The organism is Bradyrhizobium sp. USDA 3256 (genome assembly GCF_054058275.1).
On sequence record NZ_JBSSAE010000002.1, the window covers coordinates 607,297 to 633,398 of the forward strand.

At 57.6% G+C, this 26,102-nt stretch carries 17 protein-coding genes and 1 pseudogene; 11 read left to right on the forward strand and 7 right to left on the reverse strand.

The annotated features are described in order from the left end of the window. Nucleotides 1–1,247 precede the first annotated feature (1,247 nt). From ACVWY5_RS04575 to ACVWY5_RS04590, 4 genes are all read left to right on the forward strand, one after another. Nucleotides 1,248–4,352: a multidrug efflux RND transporter permease subunit gene (locus tag ACVWY5_RS04575; RefSeq protein WP_028333170.1), complete on the forward strand. Its 3,105-nt coding sequence runs from the start codon at nt 1,248–1,250 to the stop codon at nt 4,350–4,352. Nucleotides 4,353–4,565: 213 nt separating this feature from the next. Then, a complete protein-coding gene (locus tag ACVWY5_RS04580) occupies nt 4,566–5,888 on the forward strand; it encodes an IS5 family transposase (RefSeq protein ID WP_028333171.1) in 1,323 nt (440 codons plus the stop codon). Between the two features lie 220 nt (nt 5,889–6,108). Continuing rightward, on the forward strand, nt 6,109–6,336 hold the full coding sequence (locus ACVWY5_RS04585) for a hypothetical protein (RefSeq protein WP_321176630.1): 228 nt from the start codon (nt 6,109–6,111) through the stop codon (nt 6,334–6,336). Nucleotides 6,337–6,599: 263 nt separating this feature from the next. Continuing rightward, nucleotides 6,600–7,490, forward strand: coding sequence for a sulfite exporter TauE/SafE family protein (locus tag ACVWY5_RS04590; protein ID WP_028333173.1), 891 nt, complete (start codon nt 6,600–6,602; stop codon nt 7,488–7,490). Nucleotides 7,491–7,646: 156 nt separating this feature from the next. Here ACVWY5_RS04590 and ACVWY5_RS04595 read toward each other — a convergent pair whose 3' ends face one another. Continuing rightward, nucleotides 7,647–8,612 carry an IS481 family transposase gene (locus ACVWY5_RS04595; RefSeq protein ID WP_431014454.1) on the reverse strand — a complete coding sequence of 322 codons (966 nt, stop codon included), beginning with the start codon at nt 8,610–8,612 and terminating at the stop codon, nt 7,647–7,649. 524 nt (nt 8,613–9,136) lie between these two features. Here ACVWY5_RS04595 and ACVWY5_RS04600 point away from each other — a divergent pair. Next, nucleotides 9,137–10,279 (forward strand): MFS transporter, encoded by a 1,143-nt coding sequence (locus ACVWY5_RS04600; protein ID WP_080667374.1) that lies wholly within the window; start codon nt 9,137–9,139, stop codon nt 10,277–10,279. Between the two features lie 348 nt (nt 10,280–10,627). Here the strand turns inward: ACVWY5_RS04600 and fcl are convergent, their stop codons facing one another. Both fcl and gmd read right to left on the reverse strand, forming a co-directional pair. Next, nucleotides 10,628–11,587: a GDP-L-fucose synthase gene (fcl, locus tag ACVWY5_RS04605; RefSeq protein ID WP_028338119.1), complete on the reverse strand. Its 960-nt coding sequence runs from the start codon at nt 11,585–11,587 to the stop codon at nt 10,628–10,630. Then, nucleotides 11,568–12,653, reverse strand: coding sequence for a GDP-mannose 4,6-dehydratase (gene gmd, locus ACVWY5_RS04610; RefSeq protein WP_028338118.1), 1,086 nt, complete (start codon nt 12,651–12,653; stop codon nt 11,568–11,570). The genes fcl and gmd overlap by 20 nt, the downstream gene beginning before the upstream one ends. Before the next feature lie 1,187 nt (nt 12,654–13,840). On the opposite strand from gmd, the gene glmS reads away from it, so the two are divergent. Next, nucleotides 13,841–15,667 (forward strand): glutamine--fructose-6-phosphate transaminase (isomerizing), encoded by a 1,827-nt coding sequence (gene glmS, locus ACVWY5_RS04615; RefSeq protein ID WP_028352401.1) that lies wholly within the window; start codon nt 13,841–13,843, stop codon nt 15,665–15,667. 285 nt (nt 15,668–15,952) lie between these two features. Next, complete coding sequence (locus ACVWY5_RS04620) at nt 15,953–16,780, forward strand: hypothetical protein (RefSeq protein WP_028338116.1); 828 nt, start codon at nt 15,953–15,955, stop codon at nt 16,778–16,780. A 953-nt stretch (nt 16,781–17,733) separates the two neighbouring features. Here the strand turns inward: ACVWY5_RS04620 and ACVWY5_RS04625 are convergent. The 4 genes from ACVWY5_RS04625 to ACVWY5_RS04640 all read right to left on the reverse strand — a co-directional run bounded on the left by ACVWY5_RS04625 (nt 17,734) and on the right by ACVWY5_RS04640 (nt 23,764). After that, the gene (locus tag ACVWY5_RS04625; protein WP_028338115.1) at nt 17,734–18,108 is read right to left on the reverse strand and encodes a response regulator transcription factor; all 375 of its coding nucleotides are present in this window, start codon (nt 18,106–18,108) and stop codon (nt 17,734–17,736) included. 94 nt (nt 18,109–18,202) lie between these two features. Beyond that, a complete protein-coding gene (locus ACVWY5_RS04630; RefSeq protein WP_028338114.1) occupies nt 18,203–18,880 on the reverse strand; it encodes a response regulator transcription factor in 678 nt (225 codons plus the stop codon). Continuing rightward, a complete protein-coding gene (locus tag ACVWY5_RS04635) occupies nt 18,877–21,549 on the reverse strand; it encodes a PAS domain S-box protein (RefSeq protein ID WP_028352400.1) in 2,673 nt (890 codons plus the stop codon). Before ACVWY5_RS04635 ends, ACVWY5_RS04630 begins: the two co-directional genes overlap by 4 nt. 892 nt (nt 21,550–22,441) lie before the next feature. Beyond that, the gene (locus tag ACVWY5_RS04640) at nt 22,442–23,764 is read right to left on the reverse strand and encodes a dicarboxylate/amino acid:cation symporter (RefSeq protein WP_028338112.1); all 1,323 of its coding nucleotides are present in this window, start codon (nt 23,762–23,764) and stop codon (nt 22,442–22,444) included. A 984-nt stretch (nt 23,765–24,748) separates the two neighbouring features. Here ACVWY5_RS04640 and ACVWY5_RS04645 point away from each other — a divergent pair. The 4 genes and pseudogenes from ACVWY5_RS04645 to tnpB all read left to right on the forward strand — a co-directional run bounded on the left by ACVWY5_RS04645 (nt 24,749) and on the right by tnpB (nt 26,045). Continuing rightward, complete coding sequence (locus ACVWY5_RS04645) at nt 24,749–25,027, forward strand: helix-turn-helix transcriptional regulator (protein WP_431016652.1); 279 nt, start codon at nt 24,749–24,751, stop codon at nt 25,025–25,027. Continuing rightward, nucleotides 24,963–25,235, forward strand: a pseudogene (locus ACVWY5_RS04650) (IS481 family transposase); the annotation flags it as partial. The gene ACVWY5_RS04645 and the pseudogene ACVWY5_RS04650, both read left to right, overlap by 65 nt. A gap of 121 nt (nt 25,236–25,356) precedes the next feature. Next, entirely contained in the window at nt 25,357–25,704 is a 348-nt protein-coding gene (locus ACVWY5_RS04655; protein WP_028352414.1) for a transposase, read from the forward strand. Then, complete coding sequence (gene tnpB, locus ACVWY5_RS04660; protein ID WP_028338262.1) at nt 25,701–26,045, forward strand: IS66 family insertion sequence element accessory protein TnpB; 345 nt, start codon at nt 25,701–25,703, stop codon at nt 26,043–26,045. The genes ACVWY5_RS04655 and tnpB overlap by 4 nt, the downstream gene beginning before the upstream one ends. The last annotated feature ends 57 nt before the right edge of the window (nt 26,046–26,102 follow it).

Genomic DNA, 26,102 nt, shown 5'->3' on the forward strand with positions numbered 1-26,102 from the left:
GGGGTTCGTCGCCGAGACCGCCCCTGGGAGAAACGATCGCGCCCCGCGTCAAATGGATGTTCATAACCGAAAGCCTCGCGCCAAAATGGCGTGCTCCTATCCAAGGCTCTCAGCCAAATCAGGCCTATTTCAACGAACCAAACCCTCTGTGTCGAGTTACTATAACCTATCTTAAAGTTGGCGGACCAGGATCAGCAGGCAAGCGAGCTGAACGAAAGAGGCCGAGGAGCTTCTGCGGATAGAACTCGCAGCCAACCAGAAAGCGGCGCCTCCAATGCATGCCGGCGAAGAAGCATTCGACGAGCCAGCGCCGAGAATAGCGAAGACCGAGAAACGGCCGAGCTGCTCTTAAACAACAATGAGAAACTTGCTGCGGTCCAAAGAGACCAGGCGGAGCACTTGCACAAACAGCGAGAACTCGAAGACGCCCGCAGAGAGATGGATCTCACGGTTGAGAAGAACGTACTGAACAGCTTGCCGGCGCAATGACGAAAGCCAAGCAGAAAGCCGAGCATGAGCTGATCTCAAAGCGAGGTCCTGGAGCTTGAGCTGGAAAAGTGTTCAATGCAAGGTTTCCGAACGACGTTTTGAGCCGGCAGCAAGGGGCGCACCGGGGAGCCGACGTTGGTTCAGCGTATTAACGATGCGATCGGGATGACTGCGGTGGGTGCTGGGAATCAAAACGGATCGAGAGCGTTCTGTCTGGCAACGTCACCAGTCTCGCGCGGCTGCGGCCAGCGTTCCGTTGCGACAAACCTTGGTTTAGGGTTTGCAGCCTATTCTATATTGCCCGCTTACCTTCGTAGAGTTGAGCAGCCGTCAGGTTGCTTGTACTTTCGATGTTGAAGCTGGATCATTCGATCGACGGGTCGGTGCGAAGCGTTAGGCTGAATTGATACCTTGCTCGAAGTCGTTGCGTTTCATTCAGGCGTGAGGACGAAACATCTTGGATCGGACCTCTGGTCGATTGCGCGGCAAAAAAGGACATGGGTCTCTATCCTAAGAAGGTGCTCCCCGATCCGAGATCGCGATCAGCGATCCGAATGGCAGGGCCGACTTTCATCCAGGCAACGAAGATGGTGAAGCGAAGGAGCGGGCTGTCTCTGCTTTGGAATGTGTGAGCCGTTAGAGCAGTCGTTTCCGCTTATCTCATGCTGCAGGCCTTAGCCGTAGTCGTCTCATTGATGTCCGTGGCCGTACGCGACTTGCTAGCGAATTTGCGTCACCCTCTTTGAATGCGAGTCGAAATGGCATTTACCGAGCTTTTCATCAAACGTCCGGTTTTGTCTGTCGTAGTTAGTCTCCTGATCCTGCTGATCGGCCTTCGCGCGGCTGCCGTTCTGCCGATCCGGCAGTATCCCAAGCTATCTAATACGGTCGTCAATATAACGACCTCCTATCCTGGCGCCTCCGCCGACATGATTCAGGGATTCATCACGACTCCCCTGGAGCAGGCAGTCGCTTCCGCAGAGGGCGTCGACTACGTCACTTCCTCATCGGTGCTCGGTACCTCAACGATTCAAGTCTACATCAAGCTCAATTTCGATCCCAACGAGGCGCTCACCGAGGTGCTCTCTAAGGTTAACTCTGTCAAATATTTGATCCCCAAAGAATCGAACGATCCGGTTGTCACTAAGTCAACCGGGCAGGCCACCGCTGTCATGTATATCGCCTTCTCCAGCGAGGAGCTGACGGCCAGCGCGATCTCCGATTATCTCTCGCGCGTCGTGCAACCGGTTATGTCTACTGTAGACGGCGTCGCGGCGGCAGACATCTTGGGCGGCCAGAGTTTTGCGATGCGGCTATGGCTCGACGCCGCGAAAATGGCGGGGCACGGCGTTTCGCCCGCTGATGTTTCGGCTGCAATCGCCGCCAACAACTTCCAGGCCGCGGCCGGCCAGACCAAGGGCTATTTCACTATCTCCGACGTCACGGCGAACACCGACCTGCGCAGTGTCGATGACTTCAAGCGTATGGTCGTCAAGTCCAATGACGGCGGCTTTGTGCGCATGGAGGATATTGCGACAATCGAGCTCGCCGCGCAGACCACAGATGTCAGCGTGTCCATGAACGGCGAGCACGCGGTCTTCATCGGCGTGCAGGCGAGCCCCCAAGGCAATCCGCTAAACATAGTACGAGGTGTTCGGGCTCTGTTTCCAGAAATGGAACGTAACCTGCCGCCATCACTGAAGATGAAAGTGGCCTACGATTCTACCAAATTCATTCAATCGTCGATTGATGAAGTGGAGAAGACGCTAATTGAGGCCATTGTGATCGTGGTGGTGGTGATCTTCCTATTCCTGGCATCGCTGCGGTCAGTCATCATTCCTGTCGTCACCATTCCGTTGTCGCTCGTTGGCGTCTGCAGCATGATGCTGGTGCTGGGATTTTCATTCAATCTCCTGACCCTCCTTGCGATGGTGCTCGCAATCGGTCTCGTGGTCGACGATGCGATCGTCGTGGTGGAGAACATTCACCGCCATCTAGAGGAAGGTGCGCCGCCCCTACAGGCTGCTACGAGGGGCGCTCGCGAGATCGTCGGTCCGGTTGTCTCCATGACGATTACATTGGCCGCTGTGTACGCCCCAATCGGCTTTCTCGGCGGCCTCACCGGGGCGCTGTTTCACGAATTTGCGTTTACGCTGGCGGGGGCAGTGATCGTGTCGGGCGTGATCGCTTTGACGCTGTCGCCGATGATGTGCTCGGTCCTCCTGAAGAGTGCTGAAGAGGGGCGGTTTGCCAGATCTGTGAACCGCGTGTTCGGCGCCATGACCCGCTGGTACGGGCGCAAACTCGACCGCTCACTCGATTATCGACCGATTACCGGGTTGTTTGCGCTGACCATGCTGGGCCTTGTCGGCTTTCTCTATTTGCACACGTCCAAGGAACTAGCACCCGAGGAGGATCAAGGGATTGTATTCGCACTGACCAAAGCGCCGAAATACGCCAATATCGACTACCTCGACTATTACGGCGCCAAGCTCGAAAAGGCGTTCAAGAAGTTTTCCGAGACTGATTTGAGCTTCGTGCTCAACGGTATTAGCGGCTCGCGGGGTGGCATGGCCGGCATGTTGCTCAAGCCATGGGACGAGCGCGGGCGATCATCGATCGCGCTAAAGTCCTTGGTCCAAGCCGAGCTGACCAAAATCGAAGGCATTAACGCATTTGCTTTTAGCTTGCCGCCGCTTCCAGGTGGTTCGGATGGCTTGCCAGTGCAGATGGTGATCAATTCGACGCTAGGCTTCCAATCCGTCTATGAGCAGATGTCGAAGCTGAAGGATGCTGCGCGCAAGAGCGGCCTGTTCATGGTCAGCGACTCTGACCTTGAGTTTAACCAGCCGGTGGTGCGAATCAAGGTCGATCGATCCAAGGCCAACGAGCTTGGCGTCACCATGCAGAACATCGGTAACGCGCTCGCCACTCTGCTTGGCGGAAACTACGTCAATCGCTTCAATCTGCAGGGCCGCTCCTACCAGGTGATCCCGCAGGTGCCACGGGAGCAACGCCTGGCGCCGGAAGCGATCGGGAATTATTATGTGAAGACTGCGACTGGCTCGATGCTCCCGTTGTCTACCGTAGTCTCCATCGAAACTGCGACCGATCCGAACGCGCTCACCCACTACAACCAGCTCAACTGCGCGACCTTTCAAGCCGTGCCGATGCCCGGCGTCACGATCGGTCAGGCCGTGGACTTCCTGGAAGCGGAGGCAAAGAAGCTGCCCGCAGGCTTCAGCCACGACTTCCTTGCCGACGCCCGGCAATATCTGCACGAGGGTAACCAACTGGCCATCACCTTCGCATTTGCCCTGATCGTCATATTCTTGGTGCTTGCGGCGCAGTTCGAAAGTCTGCGCGATCCCCTCATTATTATGATCAGTGTGCCGATGGCAATCGTCGGCGCCTTGATACCCTTATTCTTTGGCTGGGCGACGATGAACATCTACACTCAGGTTGGACTGCTGACGCTGGTCGGTTTGATTTCCAAGCACGGGATCCTGATGGTTGAGTTCGCCAATGAGCTCCAGATCAAGGAGAGACTCGACCGTCGCGCGGCGATAGAAATGGCGGCGCGCGTCCGACTTCGTCCAATCTTGATGACGACGGCCGCGATGGTCACGGGCCTGGTACCCCTATTGACCGCAACGGGAGCTGGTGCGGCGAGCCGCTTCTCAATCGGGCTCGTGATCGTCGCTGGCATGTCTGTTGGCACGCTATTCACGCTCTTCGTGCTGCCGGCGGTCTACGTCGCGATCGCGTCCGATCATCGTGTCGACACGAGTTCCGGCCACGAGAATAACGCCACCGAACTCGACTTCACCGTCGCCGCTGATGCCCAGCTGGCCAAGCAATGACACAAAAATCGATCCGGGTTGGCTCGATTGCTGCTCTCGATAGTCGTCCGTGAAGAATGCAGATCGGCCTGAGAGGTAGGCAGAAGTTGTCTCGATAAAGTATTCGATTTTGCAGGAAAGCCGGGTGTTGGGCTGTGCTTTCTTGCGTTTTTGGATTTTGCTTTCGAGCGATTCGTGATTCCCTGACGGCGGGTCGTCGGCATTGGGAAAGCGATGAGCAAACCGCGGGATGATCGCCAGAAAGACCTGTTGCTTCCTGCGCTCGATCAAATCATCGACATGGGCCACCCGCTGGTGCGGCTGGCAACGCTGATTGACTGGAAGTTTCTGGATGACCGCTTTGGTTCGGTGTGCCAAACCGGTCCGGGGCAGCCTGGTCTGCCGACGCGGCTCGTCGCCGGCCTGTTCATTCTGAAGCACATGCACAATCTCTCGGATGAGGTGCTGTGCGCCCGTTGGATCGAGAACCCCTATTACCAATACTTCTGCGGCGAGTTGAGCTTCTGCCACCGGCTGCCGTTCGATCGATCGTCGATGACGCGCTGGCGCCAGCGGCTCGGCGAGGAGCAACTCGTCGCGCTGATCCAGGAAAGTCTGTCGGTGGCGCACAAGACTGGCGCCCTCGGCCCTACGGACCTGGAGCGGGTGGCGGTCGATACCACGGTGCAGCCCAAGGCCGTTGCGCATCCGACCGACGCACGGCTGATGCATCGGGCCATCACCAAGCTCGTCGGGCACGCCAAGCGCAACCGTGTGCCGCTGCGTCAGAGCTATCTGCGCCTGGCCAAGCGCGCTGCCATCATGGTGGGCCGCTATACCCACGCTCACCAGTTCAAACGCGCCCGGCGCCAGCTCAAGTTCCTGCGGACACGGCTTGGCCGGGTCATTCGCGACATCCGCCGCAAGATTGATGGCGATATGGTATTGGAAGCTCGCTTCGACCCGCTGCTCGGTTTAGCGCAGCAGGTACGCAGCCAAGACCAGCATCAGCGCGGTCCAAAGGTTTATGCGTTACATGCCCCAGAGGTCGAGTGCATCGGCAAGGGTAAAGCCCGCGCGCCTTACGAGTTCGGCTGCAAGGTTAGTATTGCCACACCCGTGACGTCTCCAAAGGGCGGACAGTTCGTGCTCCATGCTAAAGCCCTGCATGGTAATCCCTTCGACGGGCACACGCTCGGCCCCGTGGTCGCCGACATGGAGAAGCTCACCGGCGTGGAGGCTCGCCGCATCCATGTCGACAAAGGGTACCGCGGCCACAACCACCCGCATCGGTTCAGGGTTTGGATCTCGGGGCCGGTCCGCCGCGTCACGGCTTCCATCCGGCGCGAGATGAAGCGTCGTGCGGCTGTCGAGCCCGTCATCGGCCACGTCAAGGCCGAGCACCGCATGGACCGCAACTATCTCAAAGGCCGGGTCGGCGACCGCATCAACGCCGTCCTCGCCGCGGCCGGCTACAACTTCGGCCTGCTCCTGCGATGGTTCGCAGAACTTTTGCGCGCCATCATCCGGGCGCTTGCTGAAACTGTCCCGGCTTAAAACATCGCTTAAATCAGCGGTCGTCCGCGTTCTTCACGGAGGACTCGATAAGGGCATTGCCTGCCGACCGCGGTAATTTGATAGGCCCGAAAATTCGTGACGAACCGAAGGATGATCCTGGTTGCTGAGCTCGTCGATCCATCGTTCGCCCGCGAAGAACTACGCCGCCAAGAAATACGATCCTTTCAGGACGCCGGTGTGGTGAGCGACGGAGTCTGGGATGGCTTCACGTTCCCTTGCACAACGAGCTCTTCATGCCTGTGCTGCCGAGCTTGGCATGCATCAGGTGCTCAGCGAAAAACATGTCAGCGATCCGTTGCTGCTCGGCCAGGGCGAATTGCCGGACGGTGACGGCCGCGGAACGCCCAAATTCGTACTCGCCGGGGGCGAGAGAATTTATACTCCCCTGATGAAAAAGAGGCGTTGCCATTATTCCGGCGCCTCTTGAAGTAGAATTATTTACTCCGCGTGGCCGCCGTATTGGCTGTGTGATCGTAGTCAGGTAGTGGGAAGTACGGCATGGCTTCTCAACTGAAGCCGATAATAGGAGCAGATGTTGAACCGGTGCACTTGACCACATCCACTGCCACTATGAAGGCGGCATGAGCTGTCAAACGACTGGTCAGAATCCGCCTCAATCCAGATTGACCAATGTTCGGGTCTGATTCCCTGACGCATGGCGCGACGCCCTCCTAAGTGCGAAAGTTACGAATGCCTGAGTTTGATGCAGCTATGTTGTTTTTGGCCGCCACAACGTGTTTTGCGGCCTTTGTAAATGGAGCCATCGGATATGGGTTTTCGTCGCTCACTGTACCCCTAGCGCTGGTCTTCTACACCAATCGCATTCTCAACCCAGCGATTGTTATTGTCGAGGTCTTCGTCAACGTTTGCGTCCTCTTCATCAATCTGAAGGGCGTGCCGGCGGTTTGGAGACGAGTGTTTCCCATTTTGCTTGGGCTCTTGCCGGGCATTGCGCTCGGCGGCTATGCGTTGGCCTCGCTGCAGCCGGGCTGGATCAAATTCGCCACCTACACGATCATGCTGCCCCTTATCCTGCTGCAAGCCGCGGGTTGGCGCCGCCCTATCGAAGCAAGCTGGCTGATCGGTCTGCCATTTGGGTGGATGCTGGGAATCCTTTATTCGGTGACGACCATCTCCGGTCCGCCTTTGGCGATGTTGTTTAACAATCAGGGCCTAGTCAAAAACGAATTTCGCGCCGGTCTAGCCCTGGTTCGCGTGGTTGAATCGAGCGTGACCGCCTTCGTCTATTACAAGCTAGGCCTGTTTATCTCCGAAAGCGGCAGCCTTCTCTATGCGTTTATACCCAGTGTTGTGCTCGGTATCCCGCTGGGATCTTACGCCATCCGCCGGCTTGATCCGGAGATATTCCGACGCATCTGCATGAGCTTTGATGCTTGGATCGTCGGCTTCGGCCTCTCACGGGTGCTGATCGAGCTCGATCTAGTGCGGAGCTCTTGGGCTTATAGCGTGATGTCGGCGACGATACTGATCGATCTTTGTCTGCTATACTCGTTCTTTACCACGCACAGTCCGGCCTGGTCAGAGCGACGGTCTCGGCGCGCTGCGGATATTAGCGCCTGAACGATGTCGGTGAGCACCTCAGTATCGAACGCGCGCGCGTCCTGGACCTAACCAGCCCGATAGAAAAGGTAATCGATGACTGCGCGCGATGCTGATGTGGGCCCGTCGGCGTCAACGATAATGACACGGAGCATCTTGCTGATTGCCTCACGACAACTAGGTGTTTAGTCCCGGCATTTTCTGGAGCGGGTTGAGTTTGAATCGTTCTGGCTGGGAAGTCCAGGATTTGCAGATGTATTCGTAAGGAGTGAGACCCTTCAGGGTCTTGAGCCGCCGAGCGTAGTTGTAGGCGTTGATGAAGTCGGCAAGGTGAGCTTCGAGCTGATCGTGTCGATCGTAGTGATAGCGTTGGACGGTCGCTTCCTTGATCGTGCGGTTCATGCGTTCGACCTGGCCATTGGTCCAGGGATGCTTGATCTTAGTCAGCCGATGTTCGATGCCATTCTCTTGGCAGCGCATATCGAACATATGTGTCACATATCTTGCCGTCGGGCCGTCTGCGTAGCGCGGCGGGAAGGTGAACTGGATCCCATTGTCGGTGAGAACCGTGTGGATCTTGTAGGGGACAGCCGCGATTAGAGCTTTGAGGAAGGCCGCGGCGGAGGTCCTTCCCGTCTTGCTGACCAATTGCACGAAGGCGAACTTACTGGTGCGATCGATCGCGACGTAGAGGTAGAGCTTGCCTTCAGCGGTCTGGAGCTCAGCAATGTCAATGTGGAAATAACCGATCGGGTAAGCCTTGAACTTTTTCTTCGGAGGCTTGCTGCCTTCGACCTCCGGCAATCGGCTGATGCCGTGGCGCTGGAGGCAGCGATGCAGGGATGATCGCGTCAGATGCGGGATGGTCGGCTGCAGCGCATAGAGGCAATCGTCGAGCGGCAATAGCGTATGCCGCCGGAAAGCGACGATGATCGCCTCCTCCTCGATGGAAAGGGTAGTCGACTTGGCTTCCTTTGGGCCAGTCGGAAGATCAGCGACGGTGTCGCGCTGCTTCCACTTCGCGACAGTCTTCTGGTTGATCCCGTAGCGCTTGGCGAGTGTTCTCAGGCTCTCTTGACTATTCTGTATTGCTCGACGGACTGCCTCCGTCGTCCTGGCGCAGCCGTGTAAAACTTGTCCCATAGCGCTTCCTTCGAATCGTGCGATAAGGATGCACCATCAAAGCTTGGGACAAAACACCTAAGGCTCCGGTGGAATCACAGTTCTGAAACCGTCGGATCAGTGCCGTTGCTTTTGGTGTGAACTTCCGGATTGGCATCGCATGCTGTCGAGGATCTTACGGCCGTGTTCGCGCTAGCTGTAGCCTTCTCCTCGAAGTACACGCAATTCTGGGTGCCGTCGGCTTTGTACGTTTTGCAACAAAGCCAGCTTTAGCTGTTGCGCCTCTGACTGTCGGAGACGAGCAAAAATAGCGTCCCCGCAAGGCTAGCCCGAGAGAGATAGGCCGAAACACGCATCCGGATGCTTCACGATCACTCCTCTTTACTCGCCTGTTTTGAGGTGGCCCGAACTTTTTGCGGTGGCATCGCATTTGCAGGGATGAAAATGTCAACGTGAGGCCATCATCGCCGAGCTGCGGGCCGCTTGCAGGCGACGCACAGGATGAGGGGCGCCGTGCTCACGAGCCCGTTCTCTCAGGAGTGCCTGTGATACCATCTGCCAGTTGGGCTGCCGGCCTGCTTGGGACGCGGCTTGCGTTTTTTGTCGCCGGATTTGGCCTGGCGGCGTGGGCGCCTTTGGTGCCGCTCGCCAAGGAGCGGCTCGCGGTAGACGACCGCATGCTTGGGCTTCTGCTGCTCTGTCTCGGCGCGGGATCCGTTCTCGCTATGCTTTTGACCAGCGTGTCGAACGCGCGGTACGGCAGCAAGCCCATTATCCTCGTGGGTGGACTCGGCCTGGCGCTTATCCTGCCTTGGCTTGCTATCGCCGGAACACCTCTTGCACTCGGTGTCACGCTGTTTGCTTTCGGAGTTTCACTCGGTTCGATCGATGTCGCCATGAACATTTATGCGCTCGAATTGGAGCGCGGCGCCGGCCGCCCACTGATGTCCGGTTTCCATGCCCATTACAGCATCGGAGAGTTCACCGGCTCTGCCGCCGTGACCTCGTTCCTCTCGCTTCAGCTTGGTCCGCTTTTTTCGACGTTGGTCTGTTCGGCGTTAATGATGACCGCGATTGTGTTGGCTTGGCCGCGGTTGACGGCGACGACTGTGACGCAGCAAGGGCCATTGTTTGTCTTGCCCCATCGCAGTGTATTGCTGATAGCTGCGCTCGCGGCGATCACTTTTCTCGTTGAAGGTGCAATGCTTGATTGGAGCGCTTTGCTTCTTGTTGGGCAAGATCTTCTCGCGGAGGCACATGGAGGTCTTGGTTGTATGCTCTTCGCCGTCGCGATGACCGCAGGACGTCTCGGCGGAGATGCCGTGGTGGAGCGAATCGGCGACCGTGCCACGTTGATGCTTGGAACTCTACCGATCATGACAGGCTTCTTGGCTGTGGTCGCCGCGCCGGTTGCGGTGGTTGCCATGGCGGGGTTCCTGCTTATTGGATTGGGTATTTCAAATGTTGTACCTGTACTGTGTCGCCGCGCCGGCAAACAGAAAGTGATGCCGGTAGGCGTTGCGATCGCGGTCATCACGACAGCCGGGTACGCCGGTATACTGATGGGGCCCGCCAGCATCGGGCTCGTCGCACATATGACTGGCCTGCCTTTTGCGTTCGGGATGTTAGGCGCGCTCATGTGCATCGTCATGCTGTCGGCGCGGATGGTGATGGCCGACCCTCGATAGGCCGCTGATCGTGAGGAAAAGGACACCGGCACGTTCCGAGCTAATGATCGGTCGGGGCGGCGTTCGAGATTGGGGTCGATCAGGTTCAACTGGGTAGCAGTAGAGCAGCACATCTCGAGCATGACATTTTTGTCTCCTGCGAGATGGTTGGCTGAGCCGTAACCAGAATATGTGGGGTCACTCGGGTGATCGGACGTCCAACCGAGCGCTCTTGTTGACGAAGAGCGTTGGGCGACGCGTGGCAAGGTTAATCATTACGCGAGGACGGGGCCAGCTAGGCTGGGACATTTGCTGCCCCGCGGATCCTCGGATGGGTCTGCTTGCGCTCGCTTGTCGGGGACAAGCAGTTCACTCTGGCGCAGTCCATTTGCTGTCGGCGAGAAATGCCCGGTACGCTAGCTGAATCCCGTCCTCCAGCGTGGTCTGGGCGCGCCAGCCGAGCCTGGCCAGACGGCTGACGTCGAGCAGCTTGCGCGGCGTGCCGTCCGGACGCGAGGTGTCGAAGCTGATCTCGCCGCGAAAACCGACCGCCGCCGCGACCATGAGCGCGAACTCGGCGATGGTGATGTCCTCGCCGGTGCCGATATTGACCAGTTCCGGCGAGGAGTAGGTCTTCATCAGATGGACGCAGGCGTCTGCGAGATCGTCGACATAGAGGAATTCGCGGCGCGGCGTGCCGGTGCCCCACACCGCGACGTTGCCGGCACCCGAAACCTTGGCCTCGTGGAAGCGGCGGATCAGCGCGGCGACGACGTGGCTGTATTCGGGGTGATAGTTGTCGCCGGGGCCGTAGAGATTGGTCGGCATCACGCTGATGAAATCGGCGCCGTACTGGCTGCGATAGGCCTCGGCCATCTTGATGCCAGCGATCTTGGCGATGGCATAGGGCTCGTTGGTCGGCTCCAGCGCGCCGGTCAGCATCGAATCCTCGCGCAGCGGCTGCGGCGCCAGGCGCGGATAGATGCAGGACGAGCCGAAGAACATCAGCTTCTCGCAGCCATTGGCGTGCGCTGCCTGGATCACGTTGCTCGAGATCGCCAGATTGTCGTAGAGAAATTCGGCCCGCAGCGTGTTGTTGGCGACGATGCCGCCGACCTTGGCGGCGGCGAGGAATACAGCCTGAGGCCGCTTCGCGGCAAACCAGGCGCTGACCGCGGTTTGGTCGCGCAAATCGACTTCGCTGCGCGACACCGTCAGGAGATCGGCCTCCTCGCGCGCCAGCCGGCGCATCAGCGCCGAGCCAACCATGCCGCGATGGCCGGCGACGAAGACCGTCTTGCCCTTCAGCTCAAACGCCGTGCTTGCCATTGGCCGCGTCCTGCCTGGCCTCGACGAGATCGCTGGCGACCATTTCCTTCACCAGCTGCGCGAACGGCGTCTTCGGCGTCCAGCCGAGCTTGGCGCGCGCCTTGCTGGCGTCGCCGATCAGAAGATCGACCTCGGTCGGGCGGAAATAGGTCGGATCGATCTGCACCAGGGTGTTGCCGGACGCCTTGTCGACACCGACCTCCTCGACGCCCTTGCCGCGCCATTCGATGCAGCGGCCGACCTCGGCAAACGCCAGCTCGACGAACTCGCGGACCGACCGCGTCTCGCCGGTCGCGAGCACGAAGTCGCCGGGCTCGTCGACCTGCAGGATCCTGTGCATGCCCTCGACATAGTCGCGGGCGTGGCCCCAGTCGCGCTTGGCGTCGAGATTGCCGAGATAGAGCTTGTTCTCGAGGCCGACCTCGATGCGGGCGACGGCGCGGGTGATCTTGCGCGTCACGAAGGTCTCGCCGCGAATCGGGCTCTCATGGTTGAACAGGATGCCGTTGCTGGCGAACATGCCATAGGCCTCACGGTAGTTCACCGTGATCCAGTAGCCGTAGAGCTTGGCGACGCCATAAGGCGAGCGCGGATAGAACGGCGTGGTTTCCTTCTGCGGCACCTCCTGCACGAGCCCGTAAAGCTCCGAGGTCGAGGCCTGGTAGAACCGCGTCTCCTTTTCCATGCCGAGGATGCGGATTGCCTCCAGCAGCCGCAGCACGCCGATCGCATCGGCGTTGGCGGTGTATTCCGGGCTCTCGAAGCTGACCTGGACGTGGCTCTGGGCCGCCAGGTTGTAGATCTCGGTCGGCCGGATCTGCTGCACCAGGCGGATCAGATTGGTCGAATCGGTCATGTCGCCATAGTGCATCAGGAACGGCACGTTGCCGGCGTGCGGATCCTGGTAGAGATGGTCGACGCGCGCGGTGTTGAACGAGGACGACCGGCGCTTGATCCCGTGCACGGTGTAGCCGAGACCGAGCAGATATTCGGCGAGATACGCGCCGTCCTGCCCGGTCACGCCGGTGATCAGCGCAACGCGCCGCTTTGAGTCCTGAGCCGCCATGGTCTTTCTTGGTTGCGCCGGAAAGAAAGCGCCCCTTCGAACCGCGATTGCGGAGCGCTTCCTCGAGATATCTAGATCCGCAAGCGCGCGACATCCACAACTAGAGAAATCAATCGTTAGCTCCAGTCATACACTTCATAGAGAAATGCGCACTATATACATTGATTTATCTGGACTAGAGAGGCGAGAACCATTCAGATTGGAAAAAGAACGGCAGTTAACAAACGCAACCCGCCTGACACCCGCGATGATCCTAAGCAAACGAGCTGGGAGCTAAATGACGATGGTCTGTGTTCCTATCCATGTTCGGCGCATGTTATGTTCATCTTGCGTGGTCTCGCCGCACTGGCCAATAGGGGCATCGACCTCCGCACTTCTTAATAGCGCGACTCTGCAGAGAGTGGACGGCCGACGCAAGACGGAATGAGAAAGGCTAGCAAACGTTTGTATCTTTCTTCGAACGTTTCGATATTGAAGACTTACGTTCGTACAATAGAGCGTTCGACGACGATCGTTTAAGTCGTCGTCCCGCCGAGTATAGCTTGCACCCAAGTACGATGAGCCTCTTAAGCCAGCACGACAGAAATGTCTCCAATAACACGGGCCAAGTCACACCAGAGCGGCTGCGTAAAACACCGAGAAGACCATGTGGAAAGTGAAGCTGCATCCTTCTACCTGTCTAATGGAGCGCGGCCGGTGCAAGCCTACCTAGGAGACCCTCGGTGAGGCGCGGGGATTTAGTTGCCCATGCGCCAGCTGCTAACCCGATCGGCCGCGTCGCCGTTCGCTCCATTGGGATTTGGAGCTGAAGAGTCGTGAATGAGGTTCATCAGCGACGATATGACGGCTTACGCGATATATCCTCGCCGTGGTACGTCGACGCCGACGGTTATCGTCGTCATCGAGCAAAGGGTTTGTTCGTGTAGGGATTAGATGCCGTACAAAGCCGATCGAGATCACCTCGAAGCAATCACGCCATTCGCGGCCGCGTCGCAGTTTGTACTCGATGGTGACAACCAAAAAGCGGAGTGTGGCTGAGCGAGGCGATGATGGTTGAAAGTCACGCTTGTAAATGGCAGCCATACAGGCAGCCACATCGAATTCAGAACTTGATATCCATCACCATCGGCTAAGCGATCCTCCAAAGGGGCGTTCTGGCTCCTTGAACTTGGGCTGCATTGATCGACATGTGTGGAATAGTCGGCATCTTGGGACGTGGTCCTGTCGCTGGGCAATTGGTCGCCTCGCTCAAGCGATTGGAATATCGTGGCTACGACTCCGCGGGCGTCGCGACGCTCGAAGGTCTCTGTATCGAGCGCCGGCGCGCTGAAGGTAAGCTGAAAAACCTTGAGGAGCGGCTGCGCGATTATCCGCCGTCGGGCCATAGCGGTATTGGTCACACTCGCTGGGCGACGCATGGAAAACCCACCGAGAACAATGCTCATCCGCATGCAACGGATAATGTCGCGGTCGTTCATAACGGAATCATTGAGAATTTTCGCGAGCTGCGAGCTGAGCTGGAGCAGAATGGAGCCCATTTTAGCTCGGAGACGGACACCGAGGTGGTGGCGCATCTCGTCGAATCTTATCTCAAGAATGGCTACTCGCCGCAGGATGCGGTACAAGCCGCGCTGCCACGGCTGCGCGGGGCCTTCGCTCTGGCATTCCTGTTCAAAGCCCACGACGATCTTCTGATCGGTGCGCGCAAGGGATCGCCCCTTGCAATCGGGCATGGTGACGGCGAAATGTATCTGGGATCGGACGCGATCGCGCTCGCGCCCTTGACCGATACTATAACCTATCTTGAAGACGGCGACTGGGCCGTGCTTAACCGCACGGTCTGCGTGATCTATAGCATAGACGGGACCGTTGTCCGTCGGGAGCCATCAAGGTCTGGAGCGTCGTCATTCCTGGTCGACAAAGCGAACTATCGCCACTTCATGGCCAAGGAAATCTACGAGCAGCCGACGGTAGTCGGTCAGACATTGGCGCATTATCTCGATATGGTGACCGAGCGCGTAGTCCTACCGCTCTCATTACCGTTCGACTTTAACTTTGTTCAGCGCATCTCGATTGCCGCGTGCGGCACGGCAAGCTATGCCGGTCACATCGCCAAATACTGGTTCGAGCGGTTGGCACGCTTGCCGGTGGAGATTGATGTAGCGTCCGAGTTCCGTTATAGGGAGGCGCCCTTGCGCCAGGGCGATCTCGCGATCGTCATCTCGCAGTCGGGAGAAACCGCTGACACATTGGCTGCATTGCGCTATGCCAAGAGCCAGGGCCTACACACAATATCTGTAGTCAACGTCTTGACGTCGACGATTGCGCGGGAGAGCGAATCCGTCTTGCCGACGCTGGCGGGACCTGAAATCGGCGTTGCCTCCACCAAGGCATTCGTGTGTCAACTTGTAGTGATGGCGACGCTTGCCATCGCGGCAGGCAAAGCGCGCGGTGAGTTGTCCGAGATTGATGAATCGAGGCTCGTGCGCGAGCTCATCGAAGTGCCGCGGCTAATTGCTGCTGCGCTGTTGGTCGAACCGCAGATCGAGAAACTCGCGCGATATATCGCCAAGTCGAACGACGTTCTCTATCTCGGCCGAGGGACATCGGCGCCGCTAGCATCGGAAGGTGCGCTCAAGCTGAAGGAAATCTCCTATATCCACTCAGAAGGCTATGCCGCCGGCGAGCTCAAGCACGGACCGATCGCATTGATCGACGAGACCGTACCCGTTGTGGTGATCGCGCCTTACGATCAGGTCTTCGAGAAAACCGTCTCGAATATGCAGGAAGTCGCTGCTCGAGGCGGCAACATCATCTTGATCACCAATTCGACGGGGGCATCGGAAGCAACGGTGGATACGCTCATGACCATTGTGTTGCCAGACATGGCTGCAAGCTTTACTCCGATGGTCTATGCGATCCCCGTGCAGCTTTTAGCTTACCATACCGCCGTCGTTATGGGGACGGATGTGGATCAGCCGCGCAATCTTGCAAAATCGGTCACAGTCGAATAGGCGCCGCCTCAACGCCGAGGTGCTCTTCCGTCGTCTAGCCAATAGGTTGTATTGGCTACGGCAGTTCTGCGAATGCACGACGGATAGCATGGTCATGATTGGTCTTTGACTGCTGCTGGGGGTTGAGCCGCGCGCCGCCGGAATTTCGAGACCACGATCTGGATGATCTAGCGCTAACACGAGCCACGTCAGCTTGTGGTAAGCCAAGCTGCCTATCACCTCCGCAGGGCCTGACTGGCCTGAACTAAATGCGGAAATGTATGCCCGATCGGAGCACCAATCGTCATGTATAATCGGATCAATGGCTCGTCCTATTACCAATCCTCGCGCTTTGCCGAAGATGACGAGCAAACGGATGCAAGCAGCTTCGCTGATGCGTTTGCCAATATGCGCTTAACCGAATCGACGTCGAGTGGCGGCTCATCTTCAGCAACAAGACCGTATTCGCTCGTTTCAGATCCTCCCATAATAGAGTTTAAAGATCGTCATTCATTCCGAGAGGCGGCGAAGACCTATCATAGCGATGAAATCAAGCACATCGCCGATAACCCGCAAGAGTACTCGAAATTCGTCTCCGATAAGGCAAAGCGAACTGTAGAAGTTGCTAAGGACTATGGAACAACTCGAGATTCCGACGATGCGAGATATTTCAGCTACCAATTAGGGAACAAGAGTGTCGGACTTCTGAGAATGGAGGGCGGCGACAGCATGACGGTGTTCGACGTGGAAAGATGGCAGGAGCTTTTTCCCGGACGGACTGGGACTACCTCTACCGTGGACTTTCAAGTTGTTCATCCGCTTGTCGAGAACGCCGGCGATATCCTGCTTGAGCATCAACTGAGAGAGGATGGCAAAAGGCCGTTGCTCAATTTGCGTCCGGCGAATCAGGAAGCAAGAGCCCGTGCGGCAAAGATGGGGTTCGTTGAGGTCGATGCCGACAACATGGTTCTCGACCCAGAGAAGTCAGGCAAGTGGATCAGGAACGGTGACGGTGATTGGCAGCGAAAAGGCACCAATTCGCGCTATCTTTCAAAAGCTGACGACAGTGAAGGCAGCGATACTAAGATCGCAGAAAGCTCCTCGACATACGATTATGAAGACGATTTTATGTGATCATAAGATCTGCTGAAAATTCCGGTTCTCGCGCGATCGTCACTTCGCTCGGCGGTCGTTTGCCACTTACAATCAGAAGAGCTCCCGCTGATTCTAGCCAAAAACTGCCCAACGTGCACCGGATAGTTATTCTTGCCGAGCCATTGACTCAGGAGCAGAGCCTCCGACAGGCAAGCTAATAGTTTGAATTGCTCGGAAGGGGGATGAACTGCGTGAGGATCGGGCAAAAAACGCCCGGCCGCCGTAAGGCGGCCGGGCGCTTTTCACGTTGAATATCTGGGACAGCTTGACGGTGTCCAGGCCATCTAATGATGCGCACGAGTTCACGTGGGCTGAAGGCGCCGGCAGGAAGGGGAGGTCCGAAGGAGGCACGGAACGATGCTGCGCTCCAATAGACAAGAAGTTCAGGTCTGTGACGGGCGCGTCGCCGCGAACAGGAGCTCGTGCCGCAGAGCTCTTTGGCTGCCAACCAAGATCACCCTAAGTTGTCAGCAATTGTTCCCCTAAAGGCACTCACAGATCATCTGGGGTGAGGGGGGAGCTCTTTGTCGTACATAAGTGGTATCCAGTCGCTACGAGCCTAAGCGAAGCAAGCGCTCGTCTGTCGGGAGCTTCCGGTAAACATTATCCGGCCATCAACAGGCTGGAATGAGCGGACACAGTGCCACGCACTCCGGCCTCGGGCGGCAAGCTCGTTCTGGCCGGCCTGAGCGCCTGTTGGTCAGGTCACGGACCAACAACGCAACTAGATAGAGCTTGCCCGCTGCCGATGCCTTCTAATTTCGGAGTGCTATAGGAGATCGTAGCGGGTCACGATAGAGATTCAGCACTCAAATTCGCTTGGGCGAGCTCAGGGTGACAAGCCGAGAAGACGGGTGAAATAGACTTGTCAAGGAGCCCAGCCCGACCTCAGCGGAGACTAACGACAGGGCGACGGCGGCCGGCGGATGGTTTCAGATGTCTCCGCCCTCCAGTGCGGCATCAAGGCACTCGATCAGGGCATGTCCTGTGAAGGGCTTGGCCAAGAATCCGGTCGCTCCCGCGCTCAGGGCTGAGGTGCGCACGCGATCGTTGGGAAACGCCGTAATGAAAATGAACGGCACGCTGTAACCTCTGTTCCGCATTTCTGTCAGGAGGTCCAAGCCGGTCATAATGGGCATCTGCACATCCGTGACGACACAGGAGGTTTCGTTCAACCGCGGTGACCTCAAGAACTCCTCAGCCGACGCAAATGTTTGGACTATATAGCCACGCGATTTCAAAAGGTTCTCTGTCGCCGCACGGACCGATGCGTCGTCATCAACGACAGAAATCAAAGGCGTGGACAAGGCAAGCCCTCCTGGCGCGGGACTAGCGTTTGCCGAGGCATTAGCCGACCCTGGGCGAAAAGTGGGCTTGAGTGGTTAAATTGTAAAATCATACTTAGGTTTGTTCAGGGCGGTTAGCACGGATTCCGAGCGCCTCAGTCATTCTAATCAAATCCGCCAGCGACCGGGCGCGCATCTTTTTCATCACGTGTCCCCGGTAGATCTTAACCGTAATCTCGGCGAGCCCCAACTCGGCGGCTATCTGCTTGTTCATCAGGCCGGTGGCGACCAGTTTCATCACCGCCTGCTCGCGCGGGCTTAATGTTTCAAATAGGGACTTCAGGTTCGCGACGGTCTTCTCGTCCTCTCGTCTTTTGCGATCGCGTTCGGTCGCTGCGATCACGGCGTCCAGCAGTTCCTGATCGCGGAACGGTTTGGTAAGAAAATCGACCGCTCCGCCCTTCATGGCCCTGACGCTCATGGGAATGTCGCCATGGCCCGTAATGAAGATGATAGGAATATGAATGCTCGACTTGGCTAGCTCGGTCTGAAACTCAAGGCCGCTCAAGCCTGGCAGCCGGACGTCAAGAACCAGGCAGCTAACGACATCCGGAAGTGTGCTTTGCAGCATTTCGCGGGCCGATCCGAACGCAACGACGTCCAGGCCCACCGATTGAAAAAGGTTCGTGAGCGATCGGCGCATCGAAACGTCATCTTCGACAACGAAGACAATCGCATTTGCCGACGTCTCGGCCTTGCTGCCTTCGCGCTGGGAGTTAGAGCGTTCGCTCACGACACGACCTCCTGGTGCAATGGCAGATCAAACCGAAAGCTTGCTCCCGGCCCCCGCTTGCGGGCGATTGAAAGGCGACCTCCATGAGCTTCCACAATCGAGCGACAGATCGAAAGGCCCATGCCAAGGCCATTCGACTTTGTCGTGAAAAACGGGTCTAACACTCGGTCGGCGTCATTCTCGGCGATGCCAACGCCACTATCAGTCACAGCAAGCCACACGTGTCCCATATCGTCCCTGGATGACTGAATCACTAGTTCGCGCGTCCGGTCCGTAACTGCGTCCATAGCTTCGATCCCGTTCATCACCAGATTGATAATCACCTGTTGCAACTGAATTCGGTCTCCGTAGATCGCGGGCAGCGCCGCCGTCAAATCAGTCTTTAGCGCCACTTGGTGGCTAATCAGCTCTCGCGTCACGAGCGCAATGACGTCCTTAACGACGTCATTAATGTCGAGTGGTAGCATCTCGATCTCGCCTTTCTTCGCAAGCGCGCGAACCCGACGGATCACCTCGCTTGCTCGGATTGCGTCTTCGATTATCCACTCAACCGATGACCTTGCGGCGGAAAGATCGGGGGGGGCGCGGTTCATCCAACCGAGGCACGCGTCGGCGTTGCTGATAATAGCGGCAAGTGGTTGGTTGATTTCATGGGCGATGGTGGCTGTCAGCTCTCCTAACGTCGTCACACGCGTCACATGCGCAAGCTCCGCCCGAGCCTTTCGCAGCTGTTGTTCGGCTTGATCTGCGCGAATGATAGCCGTGATGTCCGTGCTGACGCCGCGGTAGCCCAGAAAATTACCGTCGACACTAAAGAAAGGCTTGCCACTCGTTCGGACGTAGATCGGAGTTCCCATCCGATTGATGGTGCGATAGACCAGATCCCGAAATGGGAGGTGCGCCTCCAGGGTCGCTCGATGCTGCCGCCACTTCTCAGGCTCTTCTTCGACGTCGCACGCGATATCCCAACGAAGCATACCCATCAATCCTGTCGCCAAAATTCCCGCAGCGCTGGTGTGCTCGGACAGGTGGGTGACCTGATGATCCGGCCCGGTCTCCCAGAGCCAGTCGGAAGCCGTTTCGGCGTAGTCGCGAAAGCGCTGCTCGCTTTCCAGCAGCGCGGCAAGTGTGCTTTCCAGGCGGTCTCTGGCTGCGTATTGCTCCGTGACATCCATATGTGTTCCAATGAGCTCGCTGACATTGCCGTCGCTGCCAACCACGACATGGGCCACAGAATGTATGTGCCTCATCGAGCCATCAGGGAGGAGGATTCGAAAATCATACTCGAATCGCCCATCCTTGTCGTCTCTAGCCAGGCGCTGCACTTCCTGAAGGCGAGGCAGGTCGTCCGGATGGATACGCGAACGAATGGTCTCTATCGATACAGCCTCTTGCGGCTTGAAGCCGAAGAGACGATCCACTTCGGCGGAGCGATAGATGAAATCGAGACGGTAGACGTCCCAGGACCAACTGCCCGTGTGACTGAGACGTTGGGCTTCGGCAAGATAGGCCTCGCTACGGCGCAATTGTTGCTCTGCTTGCCTTGCGGCCGTGATATCCGTCGCCGCCCCGACGAAGTCGATGTCACCAGTCGCGGTTCTCGTCGTTCGTGCCCGCGCATGGATATGCTTCACCGATCCGTCCGGTAGCACAAGCCGGTATTCATGCTCGAAGTTCTTTGGATCTCGCATCGCTTGATCGATGGTCTCCTTGACCGACGCCCTATCGTCTGGATGCGTGCGTGCGACGATCAGTTCCGGCGCGGGAACGGTCTGCGGATCCAACTGGAGAATCCGATATAGCTCTTTTGACCAAAAGGCCTCGCCGGTGGCGACGTTCCAGCTGAAGCTGCCTGTATTGCTCAACTCCTGTGCCTGAGTCAAATGTGCCTCGCTTCGCTGCAGGGCAAGTTCGGTCCGCTTTCGTTCTGTGATATCTTCGCAGGCTATGAGGACAACGGGCCGCTCATCGGCCCAGAGCATCGCTTTGGCGTTTTCACGTACCCACAATATCGAGCCGTCTTTCCTAACTTTCTGCGCCTCCCAGGTTTGCGATTGACCGATCTCTTCAAGGCACGTCCGAATGCATTTGTGAGCAAACGCGCGATCCTCCTCCAGAAAGACTCCCAGGATGGATTGACCAATCAGTTCGGAACACGCATAGCCGAGTTGTGTCGCGCCGAACGTATTGACGTTGAGGACGGTGCCGGCTTCATCGACCATCACGTACATGGACGGATTGTGCTCAAAGATTGCGCGCCACCGCTTTTCACGATCTTTCAGGTCGGCAGCGCTGCGCCGGAGTTCGGCCGCGGTCTCACGCGCAGCCTCTCTTTCCTGGCGGACCTTTCCAATCAGGTGCGTTCCGACGATCGAGACAGTGAAGAAAGCGACAACTACCAGAAGAACTTGAGGGTCGTCGATCCGCAAACTAAACGCCGGCGGCGCAAAGTAGTATGCCAAAGCAGCGATAGCTAAGACCGAGAGCGCGGATGATGCAACAAAGCTGCCGATCAACGAAAACAGCAATATCACTAGCAAATAGCCAAACGCCGTCGCAGCGAAATGTGTTTGAAGGTGCAAGGAGGCGAGCGTCACTATCGCCAGCGTTATGCTGCCGAAAGTAAACTGCGTGGCTGACCGCTTGAAATTATTGATCTGGTCATACATTCTTGGACCGTCCGGCCTTTCTCCGGCGGGAGAGCTATAACATTTTAGGCGAAAATGGGGCAACCCTTCCGGCCCTGAGGGACGCACTCGCCTTCGGTTCCGGTCAATTGCTTGCGGCTGAACTCAGCACGTGCCGAAGAAAGGCGCATTACAAACGTAGGTATAGTTGTCCTAAACCTTTCATTATGGCGCGCTGACATGCGTACGACCGAGGCTGAGATGTCCGCTTTCCTTCGCTGACTATATTGCTCGGCGGGCGCTCGAGGGCTGCGAAGGCCGCGGCCGAACCACAGCTGCGCGGCGCCAAGGCACGTTCCAACGACGCGGACAACGCCTACATCGAGTCAACGAAGACACTGACCCTGCCCAATGAGGCACGCGTCGCCAAATTCATAAAGATCCACGATACGCTGTGGAGCCCTGACGTGACGTCAGTTCGACGAGTCCATTTCAGCCCGCGAAAGTGCCAGACTGGTCCACGGTGATCATACGCGCGCCGGCCTGATGTTGCAACGCGCGCCGGAACAAACGGATGACTGAGTCGGAGATCGCCGCCACTCGTCGGCCGGAAGAGGCCTGTTCAGTGGCCAAACGGGCCAGGCTAACTGTGGCTAGACCCAGTACCTCGGCCCGTCAGGCAGGCAGGTCTTGCCGGAATCTATTGTTCTTCCGCGGTTACGTCGGCATTGGCTAGGGAAATAATCGTCGAAAAAGCTATTTCGTCATCCACGTTTGCATGGATGTTGGGCGTGACACGGAACAAGTGGCGGTCCGCAGGTCCCGCAGAGAAGTTCTGGCTCGCAGTTTCAAGTCGGCTGTGCCGATTTGGAACTGCGAAAGAACTACGGAGTTGGCGACGCTCAGTCGAGCGCCTTGAAATCACGAATAGGGCCTACCTGCTTGAGCTTCGTGTATCGATATCGCTGGAAACGGTGGACTGCTTGAGCCGGGCGTGCAGTCTCGCGTTGTCGAGCTCGCCTTCCCACCAGGATACAAACACCGCCGCGATGCCATTGCCGGTAATGTTGGTGAGAGCTCGCACCTCGCTCATGAATTTGTCGATCGAGAATACGATCGCCATGCCCGGCACCAGCGCTGGATTGACCACCGACAATGTCGCGGCGAGCGTGATGAAGCCTGCGCCGGTGACGCCACTTGCTCCCTTCGATGTGAGCATTGCCACGAGCAAGATCGTGAGTTGCTGGCCAAAGGTAAGATCGACCCCGAGTGCCTGGGCAATAAACAATGTCGCAAGCGTCATATAGATGTTGGTGCCGTCGAGGTTGAAGGAGTAGCCGGTTGGCACCACGAGACCCACCACGGGCTTTGAGCAGCCCAGCCGCTCGAGCTTCTCCATCAATTGCGGCAGCGCGCTTTCCGAGGACGAGGTGCCGAGCACGATCAGAAGCTCGTCCTTGATATAGATAATGAATTTGAAGATCGAAAAGCCGACGATCCGCGCAATCAGGCCGAGTACGACGACTACAAATATCGCGGCCGTCGCATAGAATAGCACGATAAGCCCGATCAGATTACCGAGCGCCGCCGGCCCGAACTTGCCTATCGTGAAAGCCATCGCGCCGAACGCACCGATCGGGGCCGCTTTCATGATGATGGCGATCACGCCGAACACCGCGTGCGCGATGTCGTCAATCATGCCGCGCAGCCGTTCTCCACGCTCCCCCAGCGCCATCAGCGAAAAGCCAAACAGGATCGCGAACAGGAGAACTTGCAGTACATCGCCGCGAGCGAGGGCGCCGACCACAGTATCGGGAATGATATTGAGAAAGAAATCGACGGTCTTCGAGGCTTCCGCCTGCTTGACGTAACTGGCGACCGCCGCAGCGTCCGGTTTGACCGCAAGACCATGGCCGATTTGGACCAGATTGCCCATGACAAGGCCCAATACCAAGGCAAAGCTCGATACGATCTCGAAATAGACCAGCGCTTTGACGCCGACGCGCCCGACTTTCTTTGCATCCTGAATATGCGCGATGCCGGATGCGACGGTGCAGAATATGATCGGCGCGATCACCATCTTGATCAGCTTGATGAAGCCGTCACCGAGCGCCTTGACCCAGTCGTTGGTCGCGACCGACGGCCACAGCCAGCCGACGATGGCGCCAATCACGATCGCGATCAACACCTGGACGTAGAGAATTTTATACCAAGCCTGCGACGCGCGCACAGGCGCCGCAGTTGCCATGGTGGTCATGACGCTTCCTTCCCGAATACACTCGAATGCGAGCCGCTGCGTCGTTGAGAGGCGACGGCATCATACGAGGCTGTCATTTTAGCCGTGTCCGATTGAAGACGGTTCCGAGAGCCGGCGCGTCATTCCAAAGGCAGGCGTTCAGTTACGTTATCTTTTTTCGTCAAGCAAGATCTGCACCAGAGGCCTAACGCGCCGACGACCGGGGCGTCATTGGATACGCCGCCTGTCTTCTGACGAGGTCTGTTTGAATTGTCGAACAGCATTTGTGAGGTCGATCGCAAAGGCGTTGCTCAACGTCACGCCGCATTTTGCTGGCAAATCACCGAGTCTCGTCTCGGCACAGAAGTACTAGAGTGATCGGTACGCTTCGATAGCTAAGGTTGATGCAACAATACGCAACATTGGTAAAATTGATTATTTGGATCGCAGGCATCCAGGCGGTGGAAGCTGTGACATCTAGCGGTGATGTGAGGCGTATCCGCATCGGCGCTCGCTGAGCCGTTTAGGCGTCTGGGTGTTACGATGGAGCTCTCAACTCGATCATTCCACTTTTGGCAGTTTTGAACGTTCTTTTTCTGAGCGCTTTTCCTGGCAGGACGAGACCAATGTGACTAGTTCTGGCTGCGATTGTACATTTGCGACGATCGAATGACGGAGCGCAGCAGTATAAAAGTATAGAGGGCGCGGTGAAACCGGATGGTTCGGCAGATTTCTGCGCAAAAGCGATTCTGCTTCCGCATTGCGAAGGCGCCCGATCACCGTGCGCATATCCTTCTGTGCAAGGTGCGTCTTTGCAGCCGCGAGCCCGGCGCTAAGAAGAGGGCTTTGCGCCCACGGCGTAGGAGACGAGCGGCGCCTTCAACTTGGGGTGCCGAAAGCCGCTTCCTCGATATTCGGTATCCCTCCAGAGAGCGCGCTTCTCCATGATGATGGTGCGAACAAAGTGCCGCCATTCGCGGCCGGCCTCTCACCTGGAGCTCTCAAATGCCCGATCCGATGTCACGTCTATCCACGCGGTTCCTGCGTACACCGGAGGCTGCGCGTTATCTTAGCCTATCCGGCCGCACGCTCGAAAAGCACCGCACATATGGCGCGGGGCCAGCGTATCGAAAGATCGGCGGTCGCGTCATCTACGCACTAGGTGTTTTGTCCCGAGCTTTGATGGTGCATCCTTATCGCACGATTCGAAGGAAGCGCTATGGGACAAGTTTTACACGGCTGCGCCAGGACGACGGAGGCAGTCCGTCGAGCAATACAGAATAGTCAAGAGAGCCTGAGAACACTCGCCAAGCGCTACGGGATCAACCAGAAGACTGTCGCGAAGTGGAAGCAGCGCGACACCGTCGCTGATCTTCCGACTGGCCCAAAGGAAGCCAAGTCGACTACCCTTTCCATCGAGGAGGAGGCGATCATCGTCGCTTTCCGGCGGCATACGCTATTGCCGCTCGACGATTGCCTCTATGCGCTGCAGCGTAAGCGGAAAAGAGACCCCGTCTGGCGCAAGGGGTGAGCAATCGGCTATCGGCTGCTGAGTTTGTGAGCCGATGTGAGCTTCTATGTCTGCGCCTAGTTCTGGAACTAGAACCTTCCATATGATCGAAGCGGTCGCCGACCGTCTTGAGGGAGCGCCGCGGCAGCTTCGTCGACGCTGGTCGGACGAGTTCAAGGCGCAAATTGTGACAGAGGCGCTGGAGCCTGGCGCGAGCGTATCGGCGATCGCTCGTCGGATCGGCATTCACCCGTCGCAGCTGTTCGCGTGGCGCCGTGACGCTCGGGCGGAACGACATTATCGCGAGCGGCACTCGAGTTGCGGGGGTGAGATGGCGTCTGTGTCAGGCGCGGTGATCGAAATTGCCATTGGCGAGGTGATCGTGCGCGCCGGCGTGGACGTCGACGAGGCGCAGCTACAGCGGGTGATCCGGGCGGTACGTTCGGCATGATCCCCTCCGGCGTGAAGGTGTTCCTGGCCAGCCATCCCGTCGACTTCCGCAAGGGTATCGATGGGCTTGTTGCGCTGGTGCGCGATGCGGGCTCAGATCCGTTCGACGGTGCGCTTTATGTGTTCCGGGCCAAAAGAGCCGACAGAATCAAGATCGTATGGTGGGATGGCTCCGGCGTGTGCCTCTATTTAAAACGTCTCGAGAAGGCGAGGTTCTGCTGGCCGCGGATCGGACATCATCGGGTACAGATGAACCCCGCGCAGTTGATGGCACTGGTGGATGGGATGGACTGGAAGCGGGTCCGGACCGTGGCGGTCAAGCGGCCGGAGATTGTTGGGTAAAAGCACTGCGGCGAAGTGAATCAGCGGCCTGAAAGGGCAAGAGAAACGGAGCAAAAT

What these genes read in the sequence shown, in the direction of transcription:
- ACVWY5_RS04575 (WP_028333170.1), top strand. Translation starts at nt 1,248, where the DNA reads ATGGCATTTACCGAGCTTTTCATCAAACGTCCGGTTTTGTCTGTCGTA.
- ACVWY5_RS04580 (WP_028333171.1), top strand. Translation starts at nt 4,566, where the DNA reads ATGAGCAAACCGCGGGATGATCGCCAGAAAGACCTGTTGCTTCCTGCG.
- ACVWY5_RS04585 (WP_321176630.1), top strand. Translation starts at nt 6,109, where the DNA reads ATGGCTTCACGTTCCCTTGCACAACGAGCTCTTCATGCCTGTGCTGCC.
- ACVWY5_RS04590 (WP_028333173.1), top strand. Translation starts at nt 6,600, where the DNA reads ATGCCTGAGTTTGATGCAGCTATGTTGTTTTTGGCCGCCACAACGTGT.
- ACVWY5_RS04595 (WP_431014454.1), bottom strand. Translation starts at nt 8,612, where the DNA reads ATGGGACAAGTTTTACACGGCTGCGCCAGGACGACGGAGGCAGTCCGT.
- fcl (WP_028338119.1), bottom strand. Translation starts at nt 11,587, where the DNA reads ATGGCAAGCACGGCGTTTGAGCTGAAGGGCAAGACGGTCTTCGTCGCC.
- gmd (WP_028338118.1), bottom strand. Translation starts at nt 12,653, where the DNA reads ATGGCGGCTCAGGACTCAAAGCGGCGCGTTGCGCTGATCACCGGCGTG.
- glmS (WP_028352401.1), top strand. Translation starts at nt 13,841, where the DNA reads ATGTGTGGAATAGTCGGCATCTTGGGACGTGGTCCTGTCGCTGGGCAA.
- ACVWY5_RS04620 (WP_028338116.1), top strand. Translation starts at nt 15,953, where the DNA reads ATGTATAATCGGATCAATGGCTCGTCCTATTACCAATCCTCGCGCTTT.
- ACVWY5_RS04635 (WP_028352400.1), bottom strand. Translation starts at nt 21,549, where the DNA reads ATGTATGACCAGATCAATAATTTCAAGCGGTCAGCCACGCAGTTTACT.
- ACVWY5_RS04640 (WP_028338112.1), bottom strand. Translation starts at nt 23,764, where the DNA reads ATGACCACCATGGCAACTGCGGCGCCTGTGCGCGCGTCGCAGGCTTGG.
- ACVWY5_RS04645 (WP_431016652.1), top strand. Translation starts at nt 24,749, where the DNA reads ATGCCCGATCCGATGTCACGTCTATCCACGCGGTTCCTGCGTACACCG.
- ACVWY5_RS04655 (WP_028352414.1), top strand. Translation starts at nt 25,357, where the DNA reads ATGATCGAAGCGGTCGCCGACCGTCTTGAGGGAGCGCCGCGGCAGCTT.
- tnpB (WP_028338262.1), top strand. Translation starts at nt 25,701, where the DNA reads ATGATCCCCTCCGGCGTGAAGGTGTTCCTGGCCAGCCATCCCGTCGAC.